This is a genomic window from Lysobacter koreensis (genome assembly GCF_042677045.1).
GTDB lineage: Bacteria > Pseudomonadota > Gammaproteobacteria > Xanthomonadales > Xanthomonadaceae > Lysobacter_K > Lysobacter_K koreensis.
This window is the reverse complement of sequence record NZ_JBHTIH010000004.1, coordinates 46435-72080: the sequence shown is the minus strand read 5'-3', so window position 1 is coordinate 72080 and position 25646 is coordinate 46435. Positions and strand designations below refer to the sequence as shown.

18 protein-coding genes are annotated in these 25646 nt (G+C 70.3%); 7 read left to right on the top strand and 11 right to left on the bottom strand.

What is annotated here, in order from left to right:
* Positions 1–10: 10 nt before the first annotated feature.
* Positions 11–286 carry a Sec-independent protein translocase subunit TatA gene (gene tatA / locus ACFQZQ_RS09970; protein ID WP_386812637.1) on the bottom strand — a complete coding sequence of 92 codons (276 nt, stop codon included), beginning with the start codon at positions 284–286 and terminating at the stop codon, positions 11–13.
* A 106-nt stretch (positions 287–392) separates the two neighbouring features.
* On the bottom strand, positions 393–1268 hold the full coding sequence (locus tag ACFQZQ_RS09965; protein ID WP_386812636.1) for a lipid-binding SYLF domain-containing protein: 876 nt from the start codon (positions 1266–1268) through the stop codon (positions 393–395).
* 310 nt (positions 1269–1578) lie between these two features.
* Here ACFQZQ_RS09965 and hemH point away from each other — a divergent pair, with 310 nt between their 5' ends.
* Both hemH and ACFQZQ_RS09955 read left to right on the top strand, forming a co-directional pair.
* The gene (gene hemH, locus ACFQZQ_RS09960; protein WP_386812635.1) at positions 1579–2589 is read left to right on the top strand and encodes a ferrochelatase; all 1011 of its coding nucleotides are present in this window, start codon (positions 1579–1581) and stop codon (positions 2587–2589) included.
* A 20-nt stretch (positions 2590–2609) separates the two neighbouring features.
* Complete coding sequence (locus tag ACFQZQ_RS09955) at positions 2610–3452, top strand: alpha/beta fold hydrolase (RefSeq protein ID WP_386812916.1); 843 nt, start codon at positions 2610–2612, stop codon at positions 3450–3452.
* Between the two features lie 221 nt (positions 3453–3673).
* Here the strand turns inward: ACFQZQ_RS09955 and ACFQZQ_RS09950 are convergent, their stop codons facing one another.
* From ACFQZQ_RS09950 to ttcA, 3 genes are all read right to left on the bottom strand, one after another.
* Positions 3674–4465, bottom strand: a complete 792-nt coding sequence (locus ACFQZQ_RS09950; RefSeq protein WP_386812634.1) for a M48 family metallopeptidase — start codon at positions 4463–4465, stop codon at positions 3674–3676.
* A gap of 166 nt (positions 4466–4631) precedes the next feature.
* Positions 4632–5537 (bottom strand): recombination-associated protein RdgC, encoded by a 906-nt coding sequence (locus ACFQZQ_RS09945; RefSeq protein WP_386812633.1) that lies wholly within the window; start codon positions 5535–5537, stop codon positions 4632–4634.
* Positions 5538–5705: 168 nt separating this feature from the next.
* Entirely contained in the window at positions 5706–6572 is an 867-nt protein-coding gene (gene ttcA, locus ACFQZQ_RS09940) for a tRNA 2-thiocytidine(32) synthetase TtcA (RefSeq protein WP_386812632.1), read from the bottom strand.
* A gap of 70 nt (positions 6573–6642) precedes the next feature.
* Here ttcA and ACFQZQ_RS09935 point away from each other — a divergent pair, with 70 nt between their 5' ends.
* Positions 6643–6849, top strand: coding sequence for a YdcH family protein (locus ACFQZQ_RS09935; RefSeq protein WP_386812915.1), 207 nt, complete (start codon positions 6643–6645; stop codon positions 6847–6849).
* A 147-nt stretch (positions 6850–6996) separates the two neighbouring features.
* Here the strand turns inward: ACFQZQ_RS09935 and plsB are convergent, their stop codons facing one another.
* Together plsB and ACFQZQ_RS09925 are read right to left on the bottom strand one after the other, a co-directional pair.
* A complete protein-coding gene (gene plsB, locus ACFQZQ_RS09930; protein ID WP_386812631.1) occupies positions 6997–9954 on the bottom strand; it encodes a glycerol-3-phosphate 1-O-acyltransferase PlsB in 2958 nt (985 codons plus the stop codon).
* Between the two features lie 36 nt (positions 9955–9990).
* Positions 9991–10884, bottom strand: a complete 894-nt coding sequence (locus ACFQZQ_RS09925) for a hypothetical protein (RefSeq protein WP_386812630.1) — start codon at positions 10882–10884, stop codon at positions 9991–9993.
* 352 nt (positions 10885–11236) lie between these two features.
* Between ACFQZQ_RS09925 and ACFQZQ_RS09920 the strand changes: the two genes are divergently transcribed.
* From ACFQZQ_RS09920 to ACFQZQ_RS09905, 4 genes are read left to right on the top strand one after another with little or no spacing between them, the layout of a single operon-like run.
* Positions 11237–11737 carry a Csu type fimbrial protein gene (locus ACFQZQ_RS09920; protein WP_386812629.1) on the top strand — a complete coding sequence of 167 codons (501 nt, stop codon included), beginning with the start codon at positions 11237–11239 and terminating at the stop codon, positions 11735–11737.
* Entirely contained in the window at positions 11737–12453 is a 717-nt protein-coding gene (locus ACFQZQ_RS09915; protein WP_386812628.1) for a fimbrial biogenesis chaperone, read from the top strand. The genes ACFQZQ_RS09920 and ACFQZQ_RS09915 overlap by 1 nt, the downstream gene beginning before the upstream one ends.
* Positions 12431–14779 (top strand): fimbria/pilus outer membrane usher protein, encoded by a 2349-nt coding sequence (locus ACFQZQ_RS09910; protein WP_386812627.1) that lies wholly within the window; start codon positions 12431–12433, stop codon positions 14777–14779. The genes ACFQZQ_RS09915 and ACFQZQ_RS09910 overlap by 23 nt, the downstream gene beginning before the upstream one ends.
* Positions 14776–15735 carry a Csu type fimbrial protein gene (locus ACFQZQ_RS09905; RefSeq protein WP_386812626.1) on the top strand — a complete coding sequence of 320 codons (960 nt, stop codon included), beginning with the start codon at positions 14776–14778 and terminating at the stop codon, positions 15733–15735. Before ACFQZQ_RS09910 ends, ACFQZQ_RS09905 begins: the two co-directional genes overlap by 4 nt.
* Positions 15736–15935: 200 nt before the next feature.
* Here the strand turns inward: ACFQZQ_RS09905 and ACFQZQ_RS09900 are convergent, their stop codons facing one another.
* The 4 genes from ACFQZQ_RS09900 to ACFQZQ_RS09885 form a co-directional block, all read right to left on the bottom strand.
* A complete protein-coding gene (locus ACFQZQ_RS09900) occupies positions 15936–16838 on the bottom strand; it encodes a 5'-nucleotidase, lipoprotein e(P4) family (RefSeq protein WP_386812625.1) in 903 nt (300 codons plus the stop codon).
* A gap of 197 nt (positions 16839–17035) precedes the next feature.
* The gene (locus ACFQZQ_RS09895; protein ID WP_386812624.1) at positions 17036–18868 is read right to left on the bottom strand and encodes a S8 family peptidase; all 1833 of its coding nucleotides are present in this window, start codon (positions 18866–18868) and stop codon (positions 17036–17038) included.
* Positions 18869–18928: 60 nt separating this feature from the next.
* Positions 18929–23017 carry a beta strand repeat-containing protein gene (locus ACFQZQ_RS09890; protein ID WP_386812623.1) on the bottom strand — a complete coding sequence of 1363 codons (4089 nt, stop codon included), beginning with the start codon at positions 23015–23017 and terminating at the stop codon, positions 18929–18931.
* A gap of 365 nt (positions 23018–23382) precedes the next feature.
* Entirely contained in the window at positions 23383–25362 is a 1980-nt protein-coding gene (locus tag ACFQZQ_RS09885; RefSeq protein WP_386812622.1) for a UvrD-helicase domain-containing protein, read from the bottom strand.
* Positions 25363–25646 lie beyond the last annotated feature (284 nt).

Sequence of the window (25646 nt, the reverse complement as noted above, 5' to 3'; positions counted from 1 at the left end):
CGGTCGGCGCTTACGGGCGGTCGCCGGGGCTGACCGTCGGCTTGCGCGGCTGCGGCTCGGCATCGGCCTGCGGCGCGCCGGGCTCGTCGCCGCGGCGGGACGCATCGGTCGCCTGCGGGTCGGGCAACTGCGCCGACGGCTTGGCGTCGTCGTCGCGGATGCCGTCCTTGAAGCCCTTGACCGCCTCGCCCACGTCCTTGCCGACGTTCTTCAGGCGCTTGGTGCCGAACACCAGCACCACGATCACCAGCACGATCAGCCAGTGCCAAAGACTAAAACCGCCCATGGGAATGCTCGGAAAATACGGGCGATCAGGATACCGCACGGCGTGTGACAACCGCCGCGGTTGGGCAGCGGCGTGGCGCGCACCAATCAGCGCGAGCGTTGCCCGGTTACGGCAGCGGCTCGACCTGGGTCGGGCTTTCGACGGTCTCGAACGGCTGCGGCTGCGGCTCGTTCGCGCCCGGTGCCGGCAGCGGCTGGGCGACGGCGGCCGAAGCACCCACCGCGGCATCGCCGCGCGACGGGGCGCGGACGCTGGCACTGGCACTGGCACGGCCGTCGGTGCCGCGCGTGGTCCGGGCGTCGGCGGTCGCTTCCTCGAGGCGGTCGCGGAAATCGACCACCGCGTTCGACGGGGTGCCGCCGGCGCGGCCTTCGAAGATCATCCGCGGCGTGGTGTCGCGACCGTAGACGGCCTCGTTGGCGGCGTCGTCGATCGACAGCACCGCGCCGTCCAGGGCGATGCCGGCGAACAGCCCGCGCGCGCGCGACCACGACCAGATCTCGGCCTTGAGCTGGCCGTCGGTGGCGGTGGAGGCGTTGCGCCCGACCGGGCCGGCGGCGACGCCGGCATCGGCGCCGAGGGTGATCTTGCCGTTGACGATCGAGTCCAGGCCGCGGTCGCTGCGGAACACCAGCACGATGTCGGCCGACTGCACCCCGGCCTGGAAGCCGATGCTGCCGCCGGTGAGCTTGACGAAGCTCGGGTTCGACCAGCTGCCGTCGGGGTTCTTGACCGAGACCAGGCCGTGGCCGCGGCGGCCGCCGAGCACCAGCCCGACCTTGAGCGAATCCGGCACCACGACAATGCCGCGCGCCTCGTCGAGCAGCTTGTCGGGGATCGCCGACTCGGGGATGTTCTGGATGTCGGTCAGCACGCGCAGCGCGTTGCGCGCGCGCTCGTCCTCGACCGGGCCGGCGACGGCGGTGGCGGCGAAGCCCAGGGACAGCAACAAGACGGCGATGCGCGGCAGGCGATGGGACATGGCGAACTCCGGGGGATGGGCGTGGGGTGCTGGCACGTTGGTTCGACCGCAGGCGGCGCGACAGGTTCGATTCAGGCTAGTGGCGCAGCGATGAATCGCGGTGGAACCGGCCCGCGTTTTTGGATTCGAACCAACACGTCCCTCGCTGCGCCCCAAAGGAAGTCCCCTTGGGGGGCGCTCGGGATGACGGCTGGCGGATGGCGTCGAGCGCGCTGTGATCCTGCATCCTCGTCGTCGCCGCGAACGCCTTAAGCGGCCTGTTGCTGCTGCGCGTTTTCGCCGGCCGCGCCGCAGCTGTCATCCTATGCCGATGCCAGCATCCGCCAGCGCCGCGTCCTCTCCTGCCCAAGCCACCCCCGCCGCCGCGTCGACCGCGCTGGTGCTGGTCAACCTCGGCACCCCCGACGCACCGACGCCGCGCGCGGTGCGGCGTTATCTCGCCGAGTTCCTGCACGACTACCGGGTGGTCGACCGCAGCCGCTGGCTGTGGTGCCCGCTGTTGCACTTCGTGATCCTGCCGCTGCGCAGTGGCCCGGTCGCGCGCAAGTACGCGAGCGTGTGGCTGCCCGGCACCGACGGCGGTTCACCGCTGGCGGTGCACACGCGGCGGCTGGCGGAGGCGGTGCAACACGAGCTGCCGCAGCTGCGGGTGGTGCACGCGATGCGCTACGGCCGGCCGGCGCTGGCCGCCACGCTGCAGGCACTGCGCGACGACGGCATCGAGCAGGCGCTGGTGCTGCCGCTGTACCCGCAGTACTCGACCTCGACCACCGCCGCGGTCGCCGACGCGCTCGCGCGCGTGCCCGGCCTGCCAACCCGGATGGTCGACGACTACCACGACGACCCGGCCTGGGTCGCCGCGGTCGCCGACTCGATCCGCGCCCACCGTGCAGAGCACGGCACCGGCGAACACCTGCTGCTGTCGTTCCACGGCCTGCCGCAGCGCTTCGCCGACCGCGGCGATCCGTACCCCACGCACTGCGAGGCGGGCGCGCGCGCGATCGCGCAGGCCCTGGGCCTGGCCGACGACGCCTGGACGCTGAGCTACCAGTCGCGCTTCGGCCGCGAACGCTGGCTGGAGCCGTCGACGCTGGCGACCCTGGACGCGCTCGCCGCGCGCGGGCTGCGCCCGGTCGACGTGGTCGCGCCGGGCTTCGCGGTCGATTGCCTGGAGACGCTCGAAGAAGTCGCGATCGGGCTGGCCGAGCACTTTGCCGCACGCGGCGGCAGCTTGCGCTACATCCCCTGCCTCAACGATGCGCCCGCACACGCGCAGGCGCTGGCCGCGATCGCGCGGTGCGCCTTGGGCGCGGTCGCGTGAGCGCCGCGACTGCGAGCGCGATGCGCGAGTTCGCGCTCGCCACCCCGGCCGGGCGCATCGCCGGCCTGCGCACCGGTACACCCGGCGCGCCGCGGGTGCTGGCGCTGCACGGCTGGCTCGACAACGCGGCCAGCTTCGTCCCGCTGGCCGCGCATCTGCCCGGCATCGAGCTGGTCGCACCGGACCTGCCCGGCCATGGCGCCAGCGCGCACCTGCCGCCGGGCGCGGACTATTCGTTCGCGGCCGCGGTGAATTCGGTGCTCGACATCGCCGACGCGCTGGGCTGGGAGCGCTTCGCCCTGCTCGGCCATTCGATGGGCGCCGGCATCGCCAGCCTGGTCGCGGCCGCGTGCCCGGCGCGGGTCGAGCGGCTGCTCGCGATCGAGGCGCTGGGCGCACTGGCCGAGGTGCCCGAGCGCACCGTCGCGCGCCTGCGCGACGCGGTCGCGGCGAGCCGCGCGTTGCCGACCAAATCGCTGCGCGTGTTCCCCGACCTGGCCGCGCCGGTGCGCGCGCGGATGCAGGCCAACGAGCTCAGCGAACCGGTGGCACGGCTACTGGTCGAGCGCGGGGTGGCGCCGGTGGAAGGCGGCTTCGTCTGGAGCAGTGACCCGCGCCTGACCTTGCCGACCCTGCAACGGATGACCGAGCCGCAGGTGCGCGCGCTGGTCGCGGGCATCGAATGCCCGGCGCGGGTGATCTTCGCCGCGCCGGCGCAGCCGTACCTGCCCGACGCCTTGCGCCGCGAACGCGCGGGCCTGTTGCCGCGCGGCGAGCTCGTGGTGCTCGACGGCGGCCACCACCTGCACATGGAGGACCCGGCCGCGGTGGCGGCGGCGATCGGGGATTTCCTGACGCGCTGAGCGCGGCGCGTCATACCCAAATCGCGCAGTTTCCCGGTGTTGTCCCCCAAGGGGACTTGCTTCGCTGGCGTAGTGCCGAGCCTGCTCGGCACCCTGCAACCCCACCGATTGGTACGTGCCGAGCAGGCTCGGCACTACAAGAAAACGCTGACTGCGGCGTGGCGACCCGAAAAATGCCCGAGATGGGCGTTTTTCAACATCCAGCCAGTCGTCGTCGCGCCTCAGCGCGCGTTGCCGCACAGTGTGTGCAAGGTTGCTTTCAATCGGCGGCCTTCGTCGCGGAACCAGTCGCGCTGGTCGCGCCAGTGCGGGCAGCGCGCCTCGACCTCGCGCCAGAAGCGGCGCGAGTGGTCGGCGTGGATCAGGTGGCACAGCTCGTGCACCAGCACGTACTCGAACACCGGCGGCGGCGCGAGCACCAGCGCCAGATCCAGCGACAGCGCGCCGTCGGGCGCCAGCGAGCCCCACTGCGACGACATCATGCGGAAACGCACCCGGCTCGGCGCGCGCGGCAGGTTGGGCAGGTACTGCGGCAACCAGCGGCCGACGTCGGCGCGCGCCTGCGCCTCGTAGAAATCGCGCAACGCGCGCCGCAGCGCGGCGTCGGTCGGCGTCGCGGGCGCGGTGACCGCGAGCGCGCCATCGAGCAGCTCCAGCCGCAGGTAGCGGCCGTCGTGCCAGTGCACGGGCAGCGCCACGCCGCGCAGTGGCAGGTGGGCATCGACGTGCGGTTGCAGCCGCGCCACGCCGCTGCAGGCATCGGCCATCTGCGCGGCGAGCCAGTCGCCGTGTTCGACCACGAAGCGCTCGCCCGCGGCCGCGCTCGCGCGCAGCGGCAAGGTCAGGCGCGGGCCGCGCTCGTCGACGCTGAGCTTGATCCGGCGCGCGCGCGGGTCGCGCACGCGCGCCACGTCGATGACCTGGCCGCTGCCGAGCGTGATCGCGAAGCTGTCGCGTTCGATCGTGCGCGTGATCGCGTGCGGCTTGCCGGCGAGCAGGCGGAACAGGCTCATCGCCGTAGGCCCATGCGGACGCTTCCCATGCGCGCAAGGATACGCGGCGTGCGAGCACGCCCGATCCGCCACCGGCCATTCTCGCGGGGCGCAGTGCCGCGCCTGCTCGGCACCGCCATCGCGATCGCAAGCGTGCCGAGCACGCTCGGCACCGCCGGGGCAGCGCTCAGGCTTCGACCTTCGACAGCTTCAGCGCGCCTTCGAGCACCGCGAACAGGCGCTTGACCTCGGCGCTCATCAACGCGAAGCGCGCGTCCAGTTCGGCGCGCAGGTCCTCGCGCTCGGTGTTCTCCAGCGCGTCGACCGCGCCGTCGAGCAGCTTGAACTTGCGGATCACCAGGTCCTCGCCGAGCACGAAGCTGACGTGGTCGTCGAGGTTCAAGGCCAGGCGCGTGACCTGCTTGCCCGACTCGAGGTGCTTGTTGATCTCGTCGCCCTGAAGCTCCATGCGCTGGCACTTGACCACCGCGCCGTTCTCCAGCGGGTCGCGCAGCTCGCACTCGTCGCCCAGCGTCAGGCCGTCGGGCAGCGGTTCGCCGGCCAGCCAGCCGGTCAGGATCGAGCGCGGCGCGACTTCGGCGTTGAGCGGCAGCGCCGGGAAGCTGCCGAGCGCGCGGCGGATCTCGCTGACTACGTTCTCGCCGCTCTTGCGGCTGGAGGTGTCGACCACGACCAGACCGTGCTGCAGGTCGAGCAGCGCATCGACGCGGCCGGGCTTGATGAATGCGCGCGGCAGCAGGTCGACGATCAGTTCGTCCTTGAGCCGCTTGCGGGTGCGGCCGCCGGGCTTGCGGCCTTCCTTCTGCTCGATCTCGGCTAGCTTCTTCTGCAGCAGGTCGTTGACCACCGAGCCGGGCAGCAGGCGTTCCTCGCTGCCGACGGTGAGCCACAGCGCATCGCCCTGGCGGTTGCTGAACTCGTCGGCGTCGCGGCCGTGCGGCGGCACGAAACCGCGCGAGGACAACTCCATCGGACCGACCGGCTTGAGCGCGCATTCGGCCAGACCGGTGGCGAGGTCGTCGAGCTTGGTGGTGGTGGGGAAGCGGAACAGGGTCAGGTTGCGGAAGAACATCGAAAGTCCTGCAAAAAATGGCGAATAGGGACTGTCGCTTGGCCCCCCTCCCTTGCGTAGCAGGGGAGGGTTGGGGAAGGGGGCTTTTCGACCCGGGCAGATTCGCTGGCAACCGAACCGCCCCCTCCCGGCCTCCCCCTGCTGCGCAAGTGGAGGAGCGAAGCAGGGTCAGTCCACGGGTGGCTCCGCGTGGGCGGCCAGGCCGAGAAAATCGAACAGCTTCGGGTCGCTCAGCTGCGACGGGCGGATGTCGCCGAGCGCGCGCGAGATGATCTCGAGCCGGCCCGGCGTCTCGCGCTCCCACGCGTCCATCATCCGCTGGACCTGCTTGCGCTGCAGGTTCTCCTGCGAGCCGCACAGGTTGCACGGGATGATCGGAAACTGCTTCAGCGCCGCGTACTGCGCGATGTCGTCCTCGCGCACGTAGGCCAGCGGACGGATCACCACGTGGCGGCCGTCGTCGGACAGCAGCTTGGGCGGCATGCCCGAGAGCTTGGCGTGGAAGAACAGGTTGAGGAAGAACGTCGCGACCAGGTCATCGCGGTGGTGGCCGAGCGCGATCTTGGTGAAACCGTGCGCGGCCGCGTGCGAATACAGCGCGCCGCGCCGCAGCCGCGAACACAGCGAGCACAGGGTCTTGCCTTCGGGCACGACGCGGGTGACCACCGAGTAGGTGTCCTGCTCGAGGATGGTGTAGGCCACGCCGAGCGAGTCGAGGTAGGCCGGCAGCACGTGTTCGGGAAAATCCGGCTGCTTCTGGTCGAGGTTGACCGCGACCAGCTCGAACTTGACCGGTGCCTTCTTCTGCAACTGCAGAAGGATGTCGAGCATGGTGTAGCTGTCCTTGCCGCCGGACAGGCACACCATCACCTTGTCGCCGTCCTCGATCATGCCGAAGTCGGCGATCGCCTGGCCGACCTGGTGGCGCAGGCGCGTGGCCAGGCGTTCGCCATCGTGCGCGCGGCGCGCATCGGCGCGCACGTGCGGTGCGGGCTCGGCCAGGGGAATGACGGCGGGATGCGGGACGGTGCTCATCGGTCGGCCATTCTACCGGGCGCATGCGCGATGCCGCTTGCGCGCGGCGCGCGTTAAGCTTGCGCGCATGATCGAAAGTGCCGATCCCGCCGTCATTTCCCGCCAGTTGGCCGAGCTCAAGCTCGAGCATCGCGACCTCGACGCCGCGATCGACCGCCTGGTCGGCGACACCGAGGCCGACGAGCTGACGGTCAAGCGCCTGAAGAAGCGCAAGCTGTGGCTCAAGGACTGCATCGCGCGGCTGGAAAGCGCGCTGATTCCCGACGAGCCGGCGTAGGGCGGGTTCAAACCCGCCATCGCGAACCGCCGACCGCGACGAACAGCCGGCGGAGTGACCCCAAGGCCTGGTCTGGATCCGTCACCGCGATGACGAACCCGGCGTTTGGTCTGGATCCATTGTCGCGATGGCGGGTGGAAACCCCCCCTACGCGTCGGAGGCCGGCGCTTCCGGCGCCGCGTCGGCAGCGGCCTCGCGCTTGGCCGCCTCCGGGCTGACCTTCTCGATGGTGTGGCGCAGCTCGCGGCCGAGGATGAACTTCGCATCGCGGGCCCACGCGTCCAGGCGTTCGTCGAACGTGAGCTTGCCGTTCGCGTCGGCCCACACCAGGCGCAGCTCGCGCAGCTTCTGGATGAAGCCGCGGAACAGGGTCTTGTCGAAGAACTCCGGCGCGGCCGGCGCGTACAGCAGCGACAGGCGCTGCGCGGCGAGCTGGCACAGGCTTTCCAGTTCCCCGGCCGAGAGCGTGCCGGCGCCGTTCTTCACCAGCACCGTGATCGCGATGTAGTAGCGCTCGAACGCCTGCTGCAGCGAGTGGCCGATCGCACGCAGCCGGAACACCTCGTCGGTCTGACCGGCATTGCGCGCGAGCACGCCGCCGTCCTCGTCGCTGACCTTTTCGAGCAGGCCTTCGCGGACGAACACCGCGATGGTGCGCTCCAGCCGCCGCGCGAACTGGTCCTCGTTCCACGGCAGGAACAGCTCGGCCTGCAGGAACGGATAAACACTACGTCCCAACCGGAGCACGCCGGGCAGGCTCATGCGCCGGTTGTGCTGGAAGCAGCAGGCGATCCACGAGGCCGCGGTGAACAGGTGCAGTACGTTGTTGCGGAAGTAGCTGAGCAGCACCGCGTTGTCGCCGCTGACGCCGAGCACGTCGCCCAGCGGGTGCGCGGTGCGGCTGAGCACGTTGATCTCCTCGCCGTGGGCGACGATCTCGGCCGGCGTGTGCGGGGTCACGGTGACGCGGTCGGAATCGCCCTCGCTGTAGGGCACCTCGGCGAGCAGGGTCTTGCTCAGCGCGATCTGCGCGAGCAGGTCGGACTCGCCCATCGCGTGCTTGGGCGTGCTCAGCAGCGCCAGCGCGAGCAGGTTGATCGGGTTGACGTCGGCGGCGCGGTTGACGTTGACCTGGATCTGCTCGGCCAGCGCGTCGACGGTCGTCCCCAGCCACGCCGGCTTCTCGTCCTCGGGCACCGGCTGGCCGTTCCAGTCGGGCGCGTGCTGGGCGAGCATGTCGTTGAGCCGGATGGGCTCGCCGAAGTTCACCACCACCTGTCCGTAGTTGCTGCGCAGCACCTTGGGGATGCCGGCCAGCAGCGCCCAGATCGATTCCTTCTGCTTCGGCTTGCCGGTCAGCTCGTCGAGGTAGCTGGTGCCTTCCATCAGCTTCTCGTAGCCGATGTAGACCGGCTGGAACAGCACCGGGCGCGTGGGCTGGCGCAGGAACGCGCGCACCGTCATCACGATCATGCCGCCCTTGGGCTGCAGCAGCCGGCCGGTGCGCGAGCGCCCGCCCTCGATGAAGTACTCGATCGAGTAGCCGCCGGCGACCAGTTGCGCGACGTACTCGCTGAGCACTGCCGAGTACAGCGCGCTGCCGCGGATCGAGCGGCGGATGAAGAACGCGCCGCCCTTGCGCAGCACCGCGCCGATCACCGGCAGGTTGAGGTTGATGCCGGCGACGATGTGCGGCGGCACGATGCCGCGCGAGTACAGCAGGTACGACAGCAGCAGGTAGTCCATGTGGCTGCGGTGGCAGGGCACGTAGACGACCTCGTGGCCGGGCGCGTCCTGCTTGACCCGATCGAGGTGGTGGACCAGCACGCCGCGGTAGATGCGGTTCCAGATCGGGGTGAGGATGAAGCTCAGCGAGCGCACCACCGGGTGCGAGTAGTCGGCGGCGATCTCGTAGGCCGCGGCGTGGGCCTTCTTCCAGGCGTCGGCGCGGGTCTTGTCGGATGGGCCGCCGTTGCGGCGCGCCTCGTCGGCGATCGCGTCCTTGACCGGCGGCGACGCCAGCACGCGGTCGACCAGCAGGCGCCGGGTCGACAGGTCCGGGCCGATCACCGCCGCGCGGATCAGCCGGAAGTGGGTGCGCAGCACGCGCGACAGCTTGCGCACCGTGCGCTCCGGCGGCAGGCCTTCGTCGACGATCGCGCGCAGCGACACCGGCGGCGAGAACCGCACCAGGGTGTGGCGGCCGTTGAGCAGGATCCCGAGCAGGCGCCGGAAGCGGCCGACCAGGGTCCAGTTTTCCGAGAACAGCACCGAGAACCAGCCGGTGCTGCGGTCCGGCGCGCGGCCGACGAAGATCGACACCGGCACCAGCTGCACGTCGAGCGCGGGGTCGGCGCGGTGCGCGTCGAGCAGCCGCGCCAGCGAGCCGGAATGGCTCTTCGGCGACACCGGTTGCGGGCTCAGCGACGGCAACGACGACAGCGCGGTGGCGTTGCGCCGCGACAGCGCGACGTAGGCGCGCTTGCGGCCGAGCGGGTCGCCCGGCAGCGGCTGCAGTGGCGAGGGCAGGCCGGTCTCGCGGCAGGCGCGGTCGAGGATCAGCGCGTTCGACAGGCCGTAGTCCTCCAGCACGTAGCACACCGGGCGCTGGTGCCAGTCGGCGGCGTTCCAGTCGGGGGCGTGCTCGGCCGGGGCCTCGGGCTCGATAGTCAGCGCCACCCACGGCGCCATCATCCGCGCCAGCAGCCGGGCCCACCACGGGCGGCGGTCGCCCGACGGCGGTCGGCGCACGTCGGTGGTGAGCGGCGCGGGCGGCGCGGCGATCGGCAGTTCGGCCTGGGCGGGGTCGGCTTCGGGGACGCCGTCGCGATCGGGGTCGGCGTCGGACGGGCTGGCGCCGGTGTTCGCGCTGGCGGTCGGCGCGTCTACGCGGGATCCGGAGTGCGCCGCCGCGGCGCCGGGATCGATCACCTCGGCAGCCGATGCCGCATCGTCGCGCTCGACCAGTGCGCCAGCTTCGCTCGCCGGCGCCTCGGGTTCGGCAGGCGGGCGCGGCGCGGTCAGGTCGTCGGCCGCGGTCGGGCCGACGACGGGCGGCGCGGATGCGGCGGCCTCGGGGAACGGCAGGGGGGTCTGTTTCGGCATCCGGGGATTATGCCGATTCGGCCCGCCGACGCCGTGTCAGGGCGTCGCGGCCGGTGCCGGCCCGCGGGCCTCCACCTGGGCGTGGCGCAAGGCATCGCTGAGGTACCAGCGGCCCTGCAGGCGTTCGACCCGCACCAGCGCGTCGATCCGCTGCCCGGCCAGGGTGTAGCGCAGGCGCACCTTGGCGCGGTTCCCGTCCTGCTCCGCGACCGTCACCTCGGCCCCGGCCAGGGCCGCGTCGACGTCCAGCCCATAGCCCACCAGCACCTGCTTGAAGCTGGCGAAGAACGGCCCCAGCCGCTGCAGGCTGCGGGTCATGCCGGTGCGCGCGAACCCGCCCTCGCCGGCCAGCCCGGTGCGCCGCGCGGCGGCGGCCAGCAGTGGGATTGCCGAACGCGCCCGCTTCGGGTCGCCCAGCGGCGCGCGCTTGCCCCACTGGCTCAGCGCGCCGACCAGCTGGACGTAGTGGTTGCGCTCGTCGTCGCTGTAGTCGCTTTCGGCGCGCAGGTACTGCACCCCGAACAGCCCCAGCGTGGCGGCCGCCGAGCGCAGCTCGCCGTGGGCGCCGGCGAACTGGCGGTCGTAGGTCGCCAGCAGCGCCCGCTCCGAACCGGGGGTCGCCAGCGCGGCGAGGAAGCCGGGCAGGCGGTCGTCGAGCGGCAGTTCGGTCAGCGGCCACCTGGTCCGGCCCTGCGCCCAGGCGATCTCCAGCTGCGCGTGCAGCGCCGGCGGCACCGCATGGCGGGCATAGCCGGCCAGGTCGTTGCGGCGCAGGTCGTCGACCAGCCGGGCCACGGCCTGGGTCGGTTCGGTCGCGCCCGGCTCGGCACGCCTGCCGCTCGCGGCTTCAGGCACGCGGCCGCGTTCGCAGCCGCCGAGCAGGGCGATTGCGGCCAGCAGAGCCAAGGCGGTTCGGAGGGTCAGGGTCATGCGTGGCGGCTCCCCAGTCGCTGAGCGCAGCTTGGCCCCTGCGCCGCAGCGCGGCAACCCGGCCCCAGCCAGCGCGTCTAAGCGCTTGATTCGACGGAATATTCAGCTTGCTGAGGTCCGCATGTGACGCAACGCGGCGGATTGTGCCAATTGCACGCGCTAGGAGACGATCATCACATTCCGTATACTTCCTCACGTGCCCGTAACAAAAATTGGTGGCGGCCGTCAAAGTTAGGGCCCGACTAATTCCTAATCGACTCGATCATTGTTGGCACGCTTCCTGCTTACCCCCTTTTGACCGGCAACCCGCCGGAATTGCCGAAAAATCGCGCGATTGCGCCGGAGCCTACCCATGAACAAGTTCAAGACCAGCCTGCTTGCCACCGCCCTGCTTGTTGTTGCGCCGATGGCGATGGCCGCAGGCTCCGCTTCCACCAGCCTGAATGTCACGCTGACCCTGGAGAACACCTGCGGAATCACCGCGTCCCCGGTGAACTTCGGCACCCAGACCAGCCTCGCGGCCGACATCGACGCCACCGGTTCGGTGACCGTCACCTGCACCTCGACCGGTGGTGTCTACAACGTCGCCTTCAATGGCGGCGCCGCCGCCGGCGGCGGCACCATCGCCCAGCGCAAGCTGCTCAATGGCGCCAGCAACACCATCGACTACAACCTGTACACCACCGCAGGCCGCACCGTGCTGCTCGGCGACGGCACGACCGGCGTGGTGGTCAGCGGCACCGGCAACGGCGCCGCTCAGGCCTTCACTGTCTACGGCCGTGTTGCCGGTGGCCAGAACCCGAAGCCGGTCGGCGTGTACACGGACGTCGTCACCGCGACCGTCTCGTTCTGATGAACCGGCGGCGCTCCGCACTGGTCCTGGCTGCGGTCCTGGCGCTGATGGGCGGGGCCGCCCACGCCAAGGGTCAGTTGCAGGCACGCCAGACCGGCGTCGACCTGCTGCCCGGCGTGCGGGGTGGCCGGCTGGTGCTGGGCAACGCAGGTGACGCCGAAGTGGCGGCGCAGGTCCGGGTGTATGCCTGGACCCAGGACGGCGATGGCGATCGCCTCGTGCCGAGCAACGACCTGGCGGTTTCGCCACCGGTGGCGAAGATTCCCGCCGGTGGCGAGCAACTGGTTCGCATCGTGCGCACCAGTTCCACCGCGCCGGCGCGCGAGATGGCCTATCGTGTCGTCGTCGACGAGCTCCCGGGTGACCCGGGGACGGAGGTCGGCAGCGCGGTCCAGGTCCGCATGCGGTACCTGATCCCCGTGTTCGTGCGGGTGGCCGATCCGGCCCCCGTCGCCGTGCAATGTCGCATCGAGCAGAACCAACTGGCGTGCGCCAACCGGGGCGGCGTCGCCGCCCAGTTCGGCGCGAGCAAGCTGGTGGCCGCGGACGGCCGCACGATGGAGATCACCGGTGGGCTGCTGGGGTACGTGCTGGCCGGCAGCGCGCGGCGCTTCGAGCTGGATTCGAAATTGCTGGGCAACGCGACGGCGTGGAGAAAACTCGAGGTCCGGCTGAACGGACAGCCGGCGACCCTTGACCTATCCGCGACGCCCTGACCCCAGCCGCCTTGCGTATGCGTTGGCGGCCGTGCTGTATGCGGCCACCACGACTGCGCTGGCGGCGGCCGGCTTGCCGGCGGGACTGGACGACGAAACGCCTACAGCGTCGCAGCGGCCCGGCGGGCCCCAAGCGCTGTACCTGGACATCATCATGGACGGCCAGGTCGTGCGGCCGCTGGTCCGCTTCGGGCTGGTCGATGGCCAGCTGTCGGTGGATCCGGCGGACCTGGACGCGATCGGCCTTATCCTGCCCGAAACCGCCCTCGCCGACACCCCCGGCCTGGTCGCGTTGGATGCCATTCCCGGCCTGACGTGGAATTACAACGCCGCGATGCAGCAGGTGGTACTGACGCCCGCGTCGGCGCTCCGGCGCGCCAATCGCCTCGGCTACCAGGCGCCGCCACCGACCCTGGTCACGCGCGACCACGGACTGATCGCGGACTGGGATCTGTACGGCCGCCACGACCAGGACAACGACTCGGCCTCGGTGGGCAGCGGCCTGCGCTGGTTCGGCCGATTCGGCAGCATCGAGGGCAATGGCGTCACCCGCATCGGCGACGACAGCGACGGCTACCGGCGCCTGGACACCCGCTGGGCCTACTCCGATCCGCGCAACATGTGGACGTGGACGGCCGGCGACCTGATCTCCGGCGGCCTGGCGTGGACGCGCCCGGTGCGCCTGGGCGGCGTGCAGTGGCGCCGCAACTTCAGCGTGCGCCCGGACCTCATCATCTATCCGCTGCCGCAGTTTTCCGCCGATGCCGTCGTGCCCTCATCGGTGGAGCTGTACGTGAACAACGTCCGGCAGTACAGCGGCGAAGTCGATCCGGGCCCGTTCGTGCTCAGCGATTTCCCGCGCGTGGTCGGGGCCGGCCAGGCGATGGTCGTGGTCACCGATGCGCTGGGTCGTACCACCCAGACCAGCGTGCCGCTATACGTGGATTACCAGCGCCTGGCACGCGGCCTGAGCGACTTTTCGCTGGAGGCCGGCCTGCTGCGACGCAACTACGGCATCGAGTCGAACGACTATTTCCGGCACCCGGTCGCGACCGGCAGCTGGCGCCGCGGCTTGACCGACGATTTCACCGCCGAGCTGCACGCCGAATACGGTAAGGAGCTGAGCCTCGGTGGGGTCGGTTTCGCGTGGTCGCCGTGGGGGCGTTACGGCGTGTTCAACGCCAACTTTGCGCATAGCTCCCACGAAGCCAGCGGCCACCAGTACGGCGGCGGCTACCAGTGGTTCGGCCAGCGCATGGGCTTCGATGCCTACCGGCAACGCGCGACCGCGCACTTCCGGGACGTGGGTGCGCTGGAAGAGGGCAGCCTGCCGTTGCGCGAGCAGGACCGCGCCTCGCTATGGTTCACCGTACCGCGCGGCTCGCTGTCGCTGACGTGGCTGCGTTATCGCGACGAAGAAAATCCGCGCAGCCGCTCCCTCGGCATCGGCTTCAACCAAAGCTATCGCCGCTTCTCGTGGACGCTGAGCGCCTTCGACGACAGTCGCGCCGGCACCGGCAGTTCGCTGTCGATCAGCGTTCCGCTCGGGCCTGACGTGTTCTCGTCCGTGTCGCTGGACCATCAGGACCACGAGACGCGCGCCGTCGCATCGGTGGCCCGCGCGCTGCCGTACGAAGGCGGGCTGGGGTGGCAGGCGCAGGCGAAGGACAACGGCGACGGCCAGCTGGCGGCGGGCTGGCGCGGCCGCGGAGGCGAGATCTGGGCTGGCGTGGACCGCAACAACGGCCAGGGCGGTGCGTACGTCCAGGGCGGCGGAAGCCTGGTCTGGATGGACAGCAGCGCGTTTGTCAGCCGCCGCATCAACGACTCGTTCGCGGTGGTGTCCACCAACGGCGTGAGTGGCGTCCCGATCCTGTACGAAAACCGCGTCGCCGGTCGCACCAACGACCGTGGCTACCTGCTGCTGACCGACCTGCGCGGCTGGCAGCGCAACCGCGTGGCCATCGACCCGGACCAGCTGGCGCCCAACCTGGAAGTGCCTTCGATCGAACGGCTGGTGACGCCCGCCGATCGCAGCGGCGTGCGCGTGCCTTTCGCCATCAACCAGACCCACAGCGCGATGCTCGAGCTGCTGGACGCCAACGGCCAACCGGTCGAGGCCGGCACGCGCGTAACCCGCGCCGACGGCAGCGAGGCGGTCGTCGGTTTCGATGGTGCACTATGGCTGGAGCATTACGCCGCCGGCGAATCCCTGTCGTGGACCCGCGCCGGCGCCGATTGCATCGCTGTGACGCCGGCCCTCGTCCAAGCCGAAGACCGGGGCGCGCCGCGCCCGCTGAAATGCCGACAAGAGGCCCGCCAATGATCCGTCGTTACCTGCTTGCGGCCACGCTGGGACTGCTGTCCTGGCTGGCGCCGGGCATCGCCCACGCGGCCATCAACTGCGTCGTCAACACCGCTCCGGTCGACCTGGCTTTCGGCACGTTGACCCTGCCGTTGAATTCGAACCCGACCAGCACCACGGTCGCCGTAAGTTGCATGCGCACGCAGAACGGCGACAGCAACAAGGTGTTGATGTGCGTCGGCACCGAATCCAACCCCAGCCCGCGCCTGATGAACCGGACCACGGCGCCTCCCGGCACCCTGTCCTACGACGTGTATTCCGATTCGGCGTACAGCCAGATCGTCAACTACACCTACAACGCGTCCACCTCCATCAATCTGCCGAACCGCAACGTCTGGTACCCCGGTACCGTCATCCTGTACGGGCGCCTGACCGCGAGTCAGCTGACCACGACGCCGGGCGCGTACCTGCATCAGGTGACGAACGCGGTCTACGGCTATTCGGGCGCCGCCAACGCCAATTGCGCGACCAACGTCAGCCTCGGTGGCACGTACACGCTCAGGGCCTCGGCCACCTTGCAAGGCAGCTGCACGATCGCCGCGCAGACCCTGAACTTCGGCACTCACAACATCCTCAACGTGGTCCGTGACGCGCAGGCGAACCTGACGGTCACCTGCACCAACGGCACGCCGTACACGGTCAAGCTCGATGGCGGTCGCGCCGCCGACGTCAATGCGCGCCGCATGTACCTCAACGGTGTCGGCCCGCAGACGATCGCCTACAACCTGTACACGGACAGCGGCCGGGCGACGATCTGGGGTACGGGTGGCGGCAGCGGCAGCACGGTATTGGGCAACGGCACCGGTTCGGGGCAAGGCAGCCCGCAGACCTTGGTCGTCTACGGGCGCGTCCCGGTCACCCCCGCGTTCACTGCCGGCGCTTACAGCGACGTGGTGACCGCGACAGTTGAATTCTGACGGCGGGTCTTGCGCGGGAGTGAGGAGACGCGCCGCAACTCAGTACGCCGTGCAGGAGCCGCCAGAGCCAGGCGCCAGGCCTGCATCCGCTACCGGCCGAAGGCTGCATGTTGTGGCGAATCGCCGGTTCGCGCCGTACGCAGACTGTCCTCGCGCTTGATTGCCAGGCTGGGGCTGCTGCAGGGGGTGCGAGGGCAACCTCAACGCGCGATGTCCAGCGCCTCGCGCTTGGCTGCCCGACGCGCTTCGCGCGGCTGGTTCCAGTCGTTGTTGAACGTCGCCGGTTCCCACGAGCCGTAGGTCGGGTTCGGCAGCATCCACCAGCGCTCACCGAACCAGTCGCGGTACTCGTCAAGCAGCTTGGCGCGGCCGTCGCCGGTGTTGGCGGTGATCTGCGCGAAGTCGCCGAGCTGGTCGCCGAATTGCATCAGCACCCGGTACTTGCGGCCGGCCAGCTGGCGGCGGCAGTTCTTCTCGCTACCGTTCTGCTCGCAGCCCTCGACGAACGTGCCCAGGCCGAGGAACACGCTGTCGTCGGCGACCGGCATGCCGACGCTGCGCAGGTTGGCCAGGGTCGCGGCCTGCAGGTGCTCGGCGCGGTTGGACAGGTAGAGGACGGTCACGCCCTTGGCGCTCGCGGCCTTGGCGAAGTCGACCACGCCCGGCAGCGGCTTGGCTTTCTTCTCGGCGACCCACTGGTCCCAGGTCAGTTCGTCGTACTCCTTGCCGTCGCGCACCAGCCGCGCCTGGTAGGGCGAGTTGTCGAGCACGGTCTCGTCGACGTCCATGATCACCGCCGGCTTCAGGCCGGTCGCGGCATTGGCGCGTTCGGCCGGCACCAGCGCGTCCCAGTTTTTCTCGCGCAGCGCGGCGTCGAGCTTGTCGGCGGCGGCGCGGTACACGGTCTGGCTCGCGGCCTGGTACTCGGCCGCGGTCTGCACCCACAGCACGGCGTTGAGGTTGTCGTTGGCGGACGCTGCGGGAGCGTTCGTGGCGGCCACCGGCGCGGCGGCCGGTGGGACGGGAGTCGGCTCCGTGCGCTTGCAGGCGCCCAGCGCAAGTACACCGGCGAGGACGGACAGGGTGAGGGCGCGAGCGGCCATGGGCGATCCGGGAGTGGCGAGCCCGCGAGTGTAGCCGAGCGCTTTGACTGCGCCGTGTCATCCGAGGAGCGGGAGCCGGTGCCAGGCCACCGCTTCGAAGCCCGCGTGCAGTCGCGCAGTCAAAAAGAAACCCCGGCCGAAGCCGGGGTTGAAGGAGGCGGCCGCATTTCGCAGCCGCGATGTTGCGCGCAGACGAATCAGTCGATGCGGGCCTGCACCGACAGGCCGCTGAAGTTCGTTTCGCCCTGCACCAGCAGGTAGTAGGTGCCGGCCACCGGGGCGGAGATGCGCACGGTCTCGTTGTTGCCCGGACGCATCGAGCGGAAGCCGTACGCGGTGGTGGTCGGACGGACGTCGCGGCTGACGTACAGGCTGACATTGCCGCTGCCGCCGTAGGTCATCAGGTTGAGCAGGCTGCTGCCGGCCGGCACGTCGATGCTGTACAGCTTGCTGCCACCGGCCGCGCCGGAGACGCCGGTCACGGCGACCTTGCTCGCTAGCGGGATCGCCGGCGTCTGGCCCGGCGGGGTCAGCGCGGCGGTCAGCGCCAGGCTCGCATCGAGCAGGCCGGTGCCGATCACGCGGTCCGGGGTGGCCGGGAAGGAACGCACGTTCTCCTTCAGCAGCACTTCCATCTGCGCCGGGGTCAGCGGGGTGGGGACCGCGCTCTGCACCAATGCGGCCACGCCCGCAACGTGCGGCGACGCCATTGAGGTGCCGGTGAAGCCGGAGTAGACCGGCGTGCCCAGGTCGGGCGAGGTGGCCGAGCTGTTGCGGGCCTGCCAGACGTAGCCGTTCGGGTTGCCGTCGACGCCGCCGCCGCCGCCCGGCGCCGCCAGGTCGATCAGCGCGCCGTAGTTCGAATACGACGCGCGCGCACCGGTGACGCCCGCGGCCGCGACCGAGATCACGTTGTTGCAGCTGGCCGGGCTGAAGTTGGCGACTTCGGAGTTGGAGTTGCCTGCCGCGACCACCACCAGGGTGCCGCGCGAGACCGCACCGTTGATCGCGTCCTGCGTGACCGGGTTGCAGGCGCCACCGCCGCCGAGGCTCATGTTGATGATCTCGGCCGGGCTGGCCAGGGTCGGCACGCCGGCCACCACGCCGCCGGAGGCCCAGGTGATCGCGTCGGCGATGTCGGAGGTGTAGCCGCCGCACTTGCCGAGCACGCGCACCGGCAGCACCTTGGCGTTGAACGCGACGCCGGCCATGCCGACGCCGTTGTTGGTCTGTTCGGCGACGGTGCCAGCCACGTGGGTGCCGTGGAACGAGCTCGTGCGCGCGGTCGATGTCGCACTGCACTCGGCGGCCGCGGTCCAGTCACCGTAGTCGTAGGCGCCCGGCACGCGCTCGGCGGTCGGCCGGCGCGAGACGAACGGGTCGGTGATGAAGTCGTATCCGGTCAGCATGCTGGCATCCATGTCCGGGTGCGGGACGATGCCGGTGTCCAGCACCGCCACCACCACGCCTTCGCCGGTGGACACGTCCCACGCCGGTTCGACGTTGGCGCCACCGGGGGTGGCCTTCAGGTGCCACTGCGCGGCGGCGTAGCTCGGGTCGTTGGGCACCAGCAGCGGTTGGGCGTCGATGCCGGTGTGCTGCAGCATCTGGTCGACCTGGACGTAGGCGACTGCCGGGTCGGCCGCAATCTCGGCGACGATTGCTTTGAGCTCGCTGGCGCCCACGCCACGCGACAGGCGCACCAGTTCGGCGCCCGTGCCCAGGCGGCGAACCAGCGACGCGGTCGGGGCAGCGCCGGAGACGGCGGCGGCGCGACCGCCGGTCGCCGGCTGCGCGGCGCGCGCGCGGCGGGCGGCACCGTCAACGCTGGCCAGCTTCAGCGACGGGCTCAGCGCTGCGTCCTTGTAGCGGACGATCAGGCGGTTGCTGGACATCAGGCTCGGGACGGCGTCGGTGGACGCCTCGCCGGCGACGAGCAGATCGGCGGCGAGTGCCGCGTTGCTGCCCAAGCCGGTGGCGACCATCGCGGTCAGCAGGCGGATACGAAGGTTGCGGGTGTTGCGGGTCATGAGTTGAATCCTTGTAGGTAAGCGGATGTCGGAGAACTGCATTGCCTGCACTAGGGGGTATTACCAACCAAAGCCGACGCCGCCGCCGACCGAGTTGTCGTCGCCGCTGAACGAGCCGCCGAGGGTCACCGTGGCGCGGTCGGAGAGCGCGCGCTGGTAGCCGATCGACAGCGCGCTCTGGCCGTTCTGGAAGCCCACGCCCACGCCGATGCGGTTCTGGGTGCGCACCCCCGCGGCGCTGGTGGCCATGTTGAGCATCGCCGCGCCCATCGCGCCCATCTTGTCGATGCGCTTGTCGGTCTGCTGGAAGCGGTAGTCCATGCCGCTGCTGAGCGCGGTGAAGTCGTCGCTGAGCATGTTGAAGCGCGAATCGGTGTAGGCATTCGCCGAGCTCAGGGTCTGCGTGGCGGTGGCGTTGGTGTAGGTCCGCGCCGACGACAACGTGGTGGCATTGCCGGTCTGCATGTCGGCGCGGATCGCGACTTCACGGGTGTCGGTGTGACCGTTGGCCGAGGCCAACGTGGCCGTGTCGCCGGCGGCCATGTCGCTGCGGACCGCGGTTTCGCGGGTGTCGGTGTAGCCGTTGGCCACGACCACCGCCGTGGTGGCGGTGGTCAGGGCCTGGTCGGCCGTCGCCTGCGCCGTCGCCGCGTTGGTCAGCGCCGTGTTGGCCGTGCCCTGCGCGGTGGCCGCGTTGGTCAACGCGGTGTTGGCCGTGCTCTGCGCGGTGGCCGCATTGGCCAGCGCGGTGTTGGCGGTGTTCTGCGCGTCGCTGGCCGAGGTGGCTACGGTCTGCAACTGACCCAGGTTCACCGCATCGTTGGTCATCGTGCCGGCCGCGACGTTGGTGAGCTGACGCTGACCGCCGACGGTGGAGGTACCCACCGAGACGGTGTTCGCACGATCGGCTACCGAGTTGGCGCCCAAGGCCACGCTGTTGTCGGCGGAGGCGCTGCTCAAGGCACCGATCGCGGTGCTGGCCACGCCGGTTGCCTGAGTCTCGGAACCGAACGCGCTGGCGTAGTCAGTGGTTGCGCTGCTGTAGGCACCGTTTACCGTGCTGCCGATACCGCTACCGATGCTGTAGCTGCCGACCACCGTGCTGCGCAGTTGCGTGGCCTGGCTGTTGGCGCCGATCGCGGTGCTGATGTCGGCGGTGGCCCAACCGCCGCCGATGCCGATGGCCTGGAAACCGCTCGCGAGGCTGTAACCGCCCAACGCTGTGCTGGAAGCGCCGATCGCAAACGCGGTGCTGCCGAGGGCGGTGCTGGCGTCGCCGGAAGCGATGCTGTTGCTGCCGATGGCTGTGGCTTGGAGACCGTTGGCCTGCGCGCTGATGCCGAAGGCGCTGGACAGAACGCCACCAGCCACGGTCACTTCGTTGCTGCCCACCAGGCCATCGCCATTGCGATCCACCCAACCGCCCGCGGCGATGCTGTTGCCGCCACTTGCGGTGGTGTGTGCACCGATCGCGGCGCTGTTGGCGCCGCTGGCAAGTGCCCCGGAACCCGAAGCGGTGGCCTCGGTGCCGCTGGCCACTGCGGTGCCCGCGCCGGTCGCGGTGAAGTAGCGGCTGGTGGTGGCACCGGCGGCGGCGACCGCATCGAGCTGCGCTTTGTTCACCGCGTCGGTGCCGGCGGTGCCTGCCGCGACGTTGGTGATCTGACGCTGCCCGCCGACCGCGGTGGTGCCGACCGACACCGTGTTGGCCCGCGTGGCCACCGAACCGGTACCCAACGCCACGCTGTTCACGCCCGTGCTTGCGACCAGTGCATTAGTACCCACCGCCATGCCGCCGGTGGCAGCCGTGGCGACGCCGCTGCGTGAGCCGATGGCGATGCTGTTGGCGCTGCGTGCGTAGGCTTGGTAGCCCATCGCGGTCGAGTCAGTTCCGTTGCCCCACGCGCCCGCACCCACGGCGGTGGACTGCGAACCGTTGGCTTCGGCAAAGAAGCCCAGCGTGTCGCTACCGCCCACTGCTACCGAGTGGTTGCCGGTGGCTTCGGCGGCGTTGCCGACTGCGACGGCGTTGGTGCCCGATGCCACGGCACTTCCACCCACGGCGGTCGAGGCCGCGCCGCTGGCATTGGCATTGCCGCCCGCCGCCAGCGCGCCATTGGTGCCGGCCGACGCGCCGCTGCCCAGCGCGGCGCTGCCGATACCGGCTGCGTTGGCATAGCTGCCGTAGGCTGCGCTGTTGGTGCCGCCGGCATTGGCGCCGGTGCCGCTGGCGATGGCGTTCAGGCCGATCGCATTGGCACCGTAGCCGACTGCGGTCGAGAACTTGCCGAACGCATTGGCGGTGGCGCCGAAGGCCGAAGCGCCTTCTTCGAACGCGCTGGCGTTCGAGCCGTTGGCGGTGCTGTAGTCGCCCTGCGCGAGCGCGTAGGCACCCGATGCGGTTGCCTCGGTGCCCGCGGCGATCGCGTCGTCGGTGCCGTCATTGAGGCCGTTGGCCTTGAAGTAGGCCGTGGCGGACGCGGCGGCGGCCTCGACCGCATCGAGCTGCGCTTTGTTCACCGCGTCGGTGGCTTGGGTGCCGGCCGTGACGTTGGTGATCTGGCGGGTGAACCCGAGCGGACCAGAGACGCCGACGGAGACGCTGTCGGCGCGGTCGGCCAGCGAGCCGGTACCCAGCGCGACGCTATTGGCATTCAAGGCGATGGAATTGCTGCCCAGCGCCATGCTGTCGGTGGCCAGGGCGTCGACGTAGGCGAAGTTGCCCAACGCGGTGCTGTTGACCGCGCCCGCCTCGGCGCCGCCACCCACGACGGTGGAGTAGTCGCCGCTGGCGGTAGCGAAGAAGCCACCCGACTGGCCGCCGATCGCGACGCTCTCGAGGCCGTTGGCCAGGCTGCCCTGGCCCAGCGCGATCGCACCGGCGGCGGTGGCCTGCGCGCCGTTGCCGATCGCGATCGTGTCGAGCTGGGTCGCCTGCGCGGCGTTGCCGGCGGCGAAGCTGTTCGCGCCGCTCGCCGTGTTGCCGGTACCAAAGGCGTTGGCATCCGCGCCGTCGACGGTGTTCTGCCGGCCGAAGGCGTTGCCGCCCGTGGCGGCGGCGTTGACCACGTTCGCGGAGCCGATCGCGCTGCTGCCGTCGGCGAGCGCTTGGTTGGCGTTGCCCATGGCCGAAGCCTGGACACCGGATGAGGTGTTGGCGGCGCCGACTGCGACGCTACGGTTGGTGGTCGCGCGGTTGTTGTAGCCCATCGCGGCGCTGTCCACGCCGCTGGCGTAGTTGATGTGGCCGAACGCGGAGGCATTCAGGTTGGCGGCCTCGTTGCCGTCGCCGAATGCGTTGCTGCTGGCGCCGGAGGCGAGATTGCCGCGGCCAACGGCACTGGCGTCGGCGGCGGTGGCCTGGTTCTGGTTACCGATCGCGCTGGCATTCACGCCGTTGGCGGTGTTCACGCGGCCCATCGCGCTGGCGCCTTCGAGGGTGGCGCGGTTGTTGTCACCCACCGCGCTGGTGCCCAAGCCGTTGGCGATATTGGACCAGCCCACGGCGGTGCTGAAGTCGCCGTTTGCGGAGGCGGCCGAACCCACGGCGGTGGCGTTGGCGCCGACGGCTGTTGCACTGCCGCCGCCAGTGGCCTGGAAATACTGGTCGACCGAGGCCGCCGAGGCCGCGACGGTGTTGAGCTGGCTCAGGTTGACCGCGTCATTGGCCTGGGTGCCGTTAGCGACGTTGGTGACCTGGCGACGCAGGCTGGCATTGCCCATCGACACACTGTTGGCACGATCGGAGGTCGAACCCACGCCCAAAGCCACGCTCTGGGTGTGGCCGACGGTGGCGTTGTTGCCCAGCGCCACCGACGATGCGGCGGTAACCGAGGAGTGCATGCCGATCGCGGTGGATTCCGCCGCGGTGGAGCTGGCCGCTTCGCCGAGCGCCATCCCGTGCATCTGCGTGGCCTGCGACGACGAGCCGATCACGACCGAGAAATCGCCGCTGGCAGTGTTGCCACTGCCGCAGGCGACGGCGCCGGAGCCAGCCGCGGTGCTGCCGGCGGTGGACGTCGATGCGCCGTTGACGGTGCCATCGGCGGTGACTTCGCAGACCACGCCGGCGTGGGCGGGCACAGCGGCAGACAGGTACAAGCTGATCGCGCTCGCAATGGCGAGCGCAAGCTGGGTGTTGCGGTTCATGTGGAACTCCCCTTGGCGGATGTCAGCCGGCCGCGCGAAAAAGTCGCAGCGAGGGAGCCCCCATATGACCGCCCCCCCGGCGCCGGTCAGATCGCACCTTAGGGTGGAATTACGAAAATGTGTACCCCGGTCAGAAAAAACTTTCTGTGACCAAACGCCAAAAACTCGATATCAAACTGTGCGGACTGTGGCAAAAACAACGCGCGAAAGCTTTGTGGGAGCGGCCTGTGGCGCGCGTCGCCGCGCGTTTGGCCGCAGCCAACGCGTTGCCTGAATCAGTCAGTTGCCGAGGGTGCGCGCAGCCCACAGAGGGCCACCGATGCTGCGACGCAGCACGGCCATGCGCACGGAGGTCGGTGCCCGAATCAGCCGTCGAGCAATGCCCGGATCGCGGCGAAACCGGCGCTCGCGCGCTCGTGCTTGCGCTCCGCATCGGCGGCCGGGTCGGCACCATCGCGCTGGATCTCGGCGGCGGGCAGTTCGTCGAAGAAGCGGCTGGGCTTGAGGCGGATCTTGTCGCCCCAACGCTGGGTCTCGCGCGAGTGCGACAGGTACAGCGCCTGCTTGGCGCGGGTGATGCCGACGTAGAGCAGGCGGCGTTCCTCGTCCAGCGAACCTTCCTCCAGCGCCATCTCGTGCGGCAGCGTGCCGTCCTCCACGCCGACGATGAACACGTAGCGGAACTCCAGCCCCTTGGCGCCGTGCAGCGACATCAGCCGCACCTGGTTGCCGGCGTCGCCCTTGTCGGCGTGCGACAGCAGCGCGAGCTGCGCGGCCAGTTCGCCCGGGCCGGCGCCCTTGCCGCCGTCGAACCAGTCGGCCAGTTCCTCGAGGTTCTCCTTGCGCCGCTTGAAGCTCGCCTCGTCCTTGCACTGCGCGCGGATCGCCGCGTGCAGGCCGCTGCGTTCGGCCAGCACCCGGACCAATTCGGCCGGGCTGATGCGTTGCGCCTCGGCGCGCAGCGATCGCACGATCGAGGCGAAGCCGTCGAGCGCGTTGGCCGCGCGCGGCGCGAGTTGCTTCAGCGCGCCGACCGACTCGGCCGCGCGCGACATCGGCATGTGCTGCTGCTGCGCGAGCTCGGCGAGCTTGGCCAGCGTGGTCGCGCCGACCTCGCGCTTGGGCGAGGTCACCGCGCGCAGGAACGCGGCATCATCCTCGGGATTGGCCAGCAGCCGCAGCCACGCCAGCGCGTCCTTGACCTCGTGGCGCTCGAGGAACGCGGTGCCGCCGCTGAGGTGATACGGCACACGCAGCAACTGCAAGGCTTTCTCCAGCGCGCGCGACTGGTGGTTGCCGCGGAACAGGATGCAGAAGTCGCTCCACGGCGCCTGCTTGGCGCTGGCGAGGAAATGGATCTCGCCGGCGACCTTCTCGGCCTCGTGCGCACTGTCGCGGCATTCCCAGATGCGGATGCGCTCGCCGTCGGCCTGCTCGGACCACAGCGTCTTCGGGTGCTCGTGCGGGTTGTGCGCGATCAGTGCATTGGCCGCGCGCAACACCCGGTTGCTGCAGCGGTAGTTCTGCTCGAGCTTGACGATCTGCAGCGCCGGGTAGTCCGTGCCCAGCTGCAGCAGGTTGTCGGGGTTGGCGCCGCGCCAGGCGTAGATCGACTGGTCGTCGTCGCCGACGCAGGTGAACAGCCCGCGCGGCCCGGCGATCGCCTTCAGCAGCCGGTACTGGGCGTCGTTGGTGTCCTGGCACTCGTCGACCAGCAGATAGCCGATACGTTCGCGCCAGCCCAGCGCGCACTCGGCGTCGGACTCCAGGATCTGCACCGGCAGCCGGATCAGGTCGTCGAAATCGACCGCGTTGAACGTGGTCAGCCGCGCCTGGTAGCGCGCGTACAGCAGCGCCGCCTCCATGTCGCGTGGGCCGGTGGCCGCGGCCAGTGCTTCCTCGGGCGACAGGCCGGCGTTCTTCGCGCGCGAGATCAGGTTGCGGGTCGAATCGAGCACGTCCGGCTTGCTGCCCGGCGGCAGCAGGTCCTTGATCTGCGCGGCCGAATCGTCACTGTCGAACACGCTGAAGCCGCGGCGCAGCCCGGCCTTGGCGTGCTCGATCTGCAGGAAACGCAGGCCCAGGGCATGGAAGGTGCAGATCGTCAGGCCTTCGGCGGCGTCGCCGCGGATGCGCTTGGCGACGCGCTCGCGCATCTCCTTGGCGGCCTTGTTGGTGAAGGTGATCGCGGCGATGCGCTTGGCCGGCATGCGCTTGGAGGCGATCAGGTGCGCAATCTTCTCGACGATCACCCGGGTCTTGCCGCTGCCCGCACCGGCGAGCACGAGGACGGGGCCGTCGCACAGTTCGACGGCGGCGCGTTGCGGGGGGTTGAGACCGTGCATGACTGATTGCGGGCGCGCCGGAGCGGCGGCGTATTGTGCCGCAAGCATCCGTTGGACTGGACGAAAGACGCGGATTGGCTCCGCGCGCCGCGCCCTGAACCGGGAGCGGCCGGCGGCGGCGCTCTGGTTCTGTGACGGCTGCCACGCTTGCGGTTCCAAGGTCTGCGCCGTGCGGGAGTTCGCGTCCGCATGGGTGGATGCGCTACGGGCGAGCGGGCTACGAAGCTGACCGGGAATGGCTCGCGACTCCAAGGTGCTTGCGCGCTGAACCATTCACGCCCTCA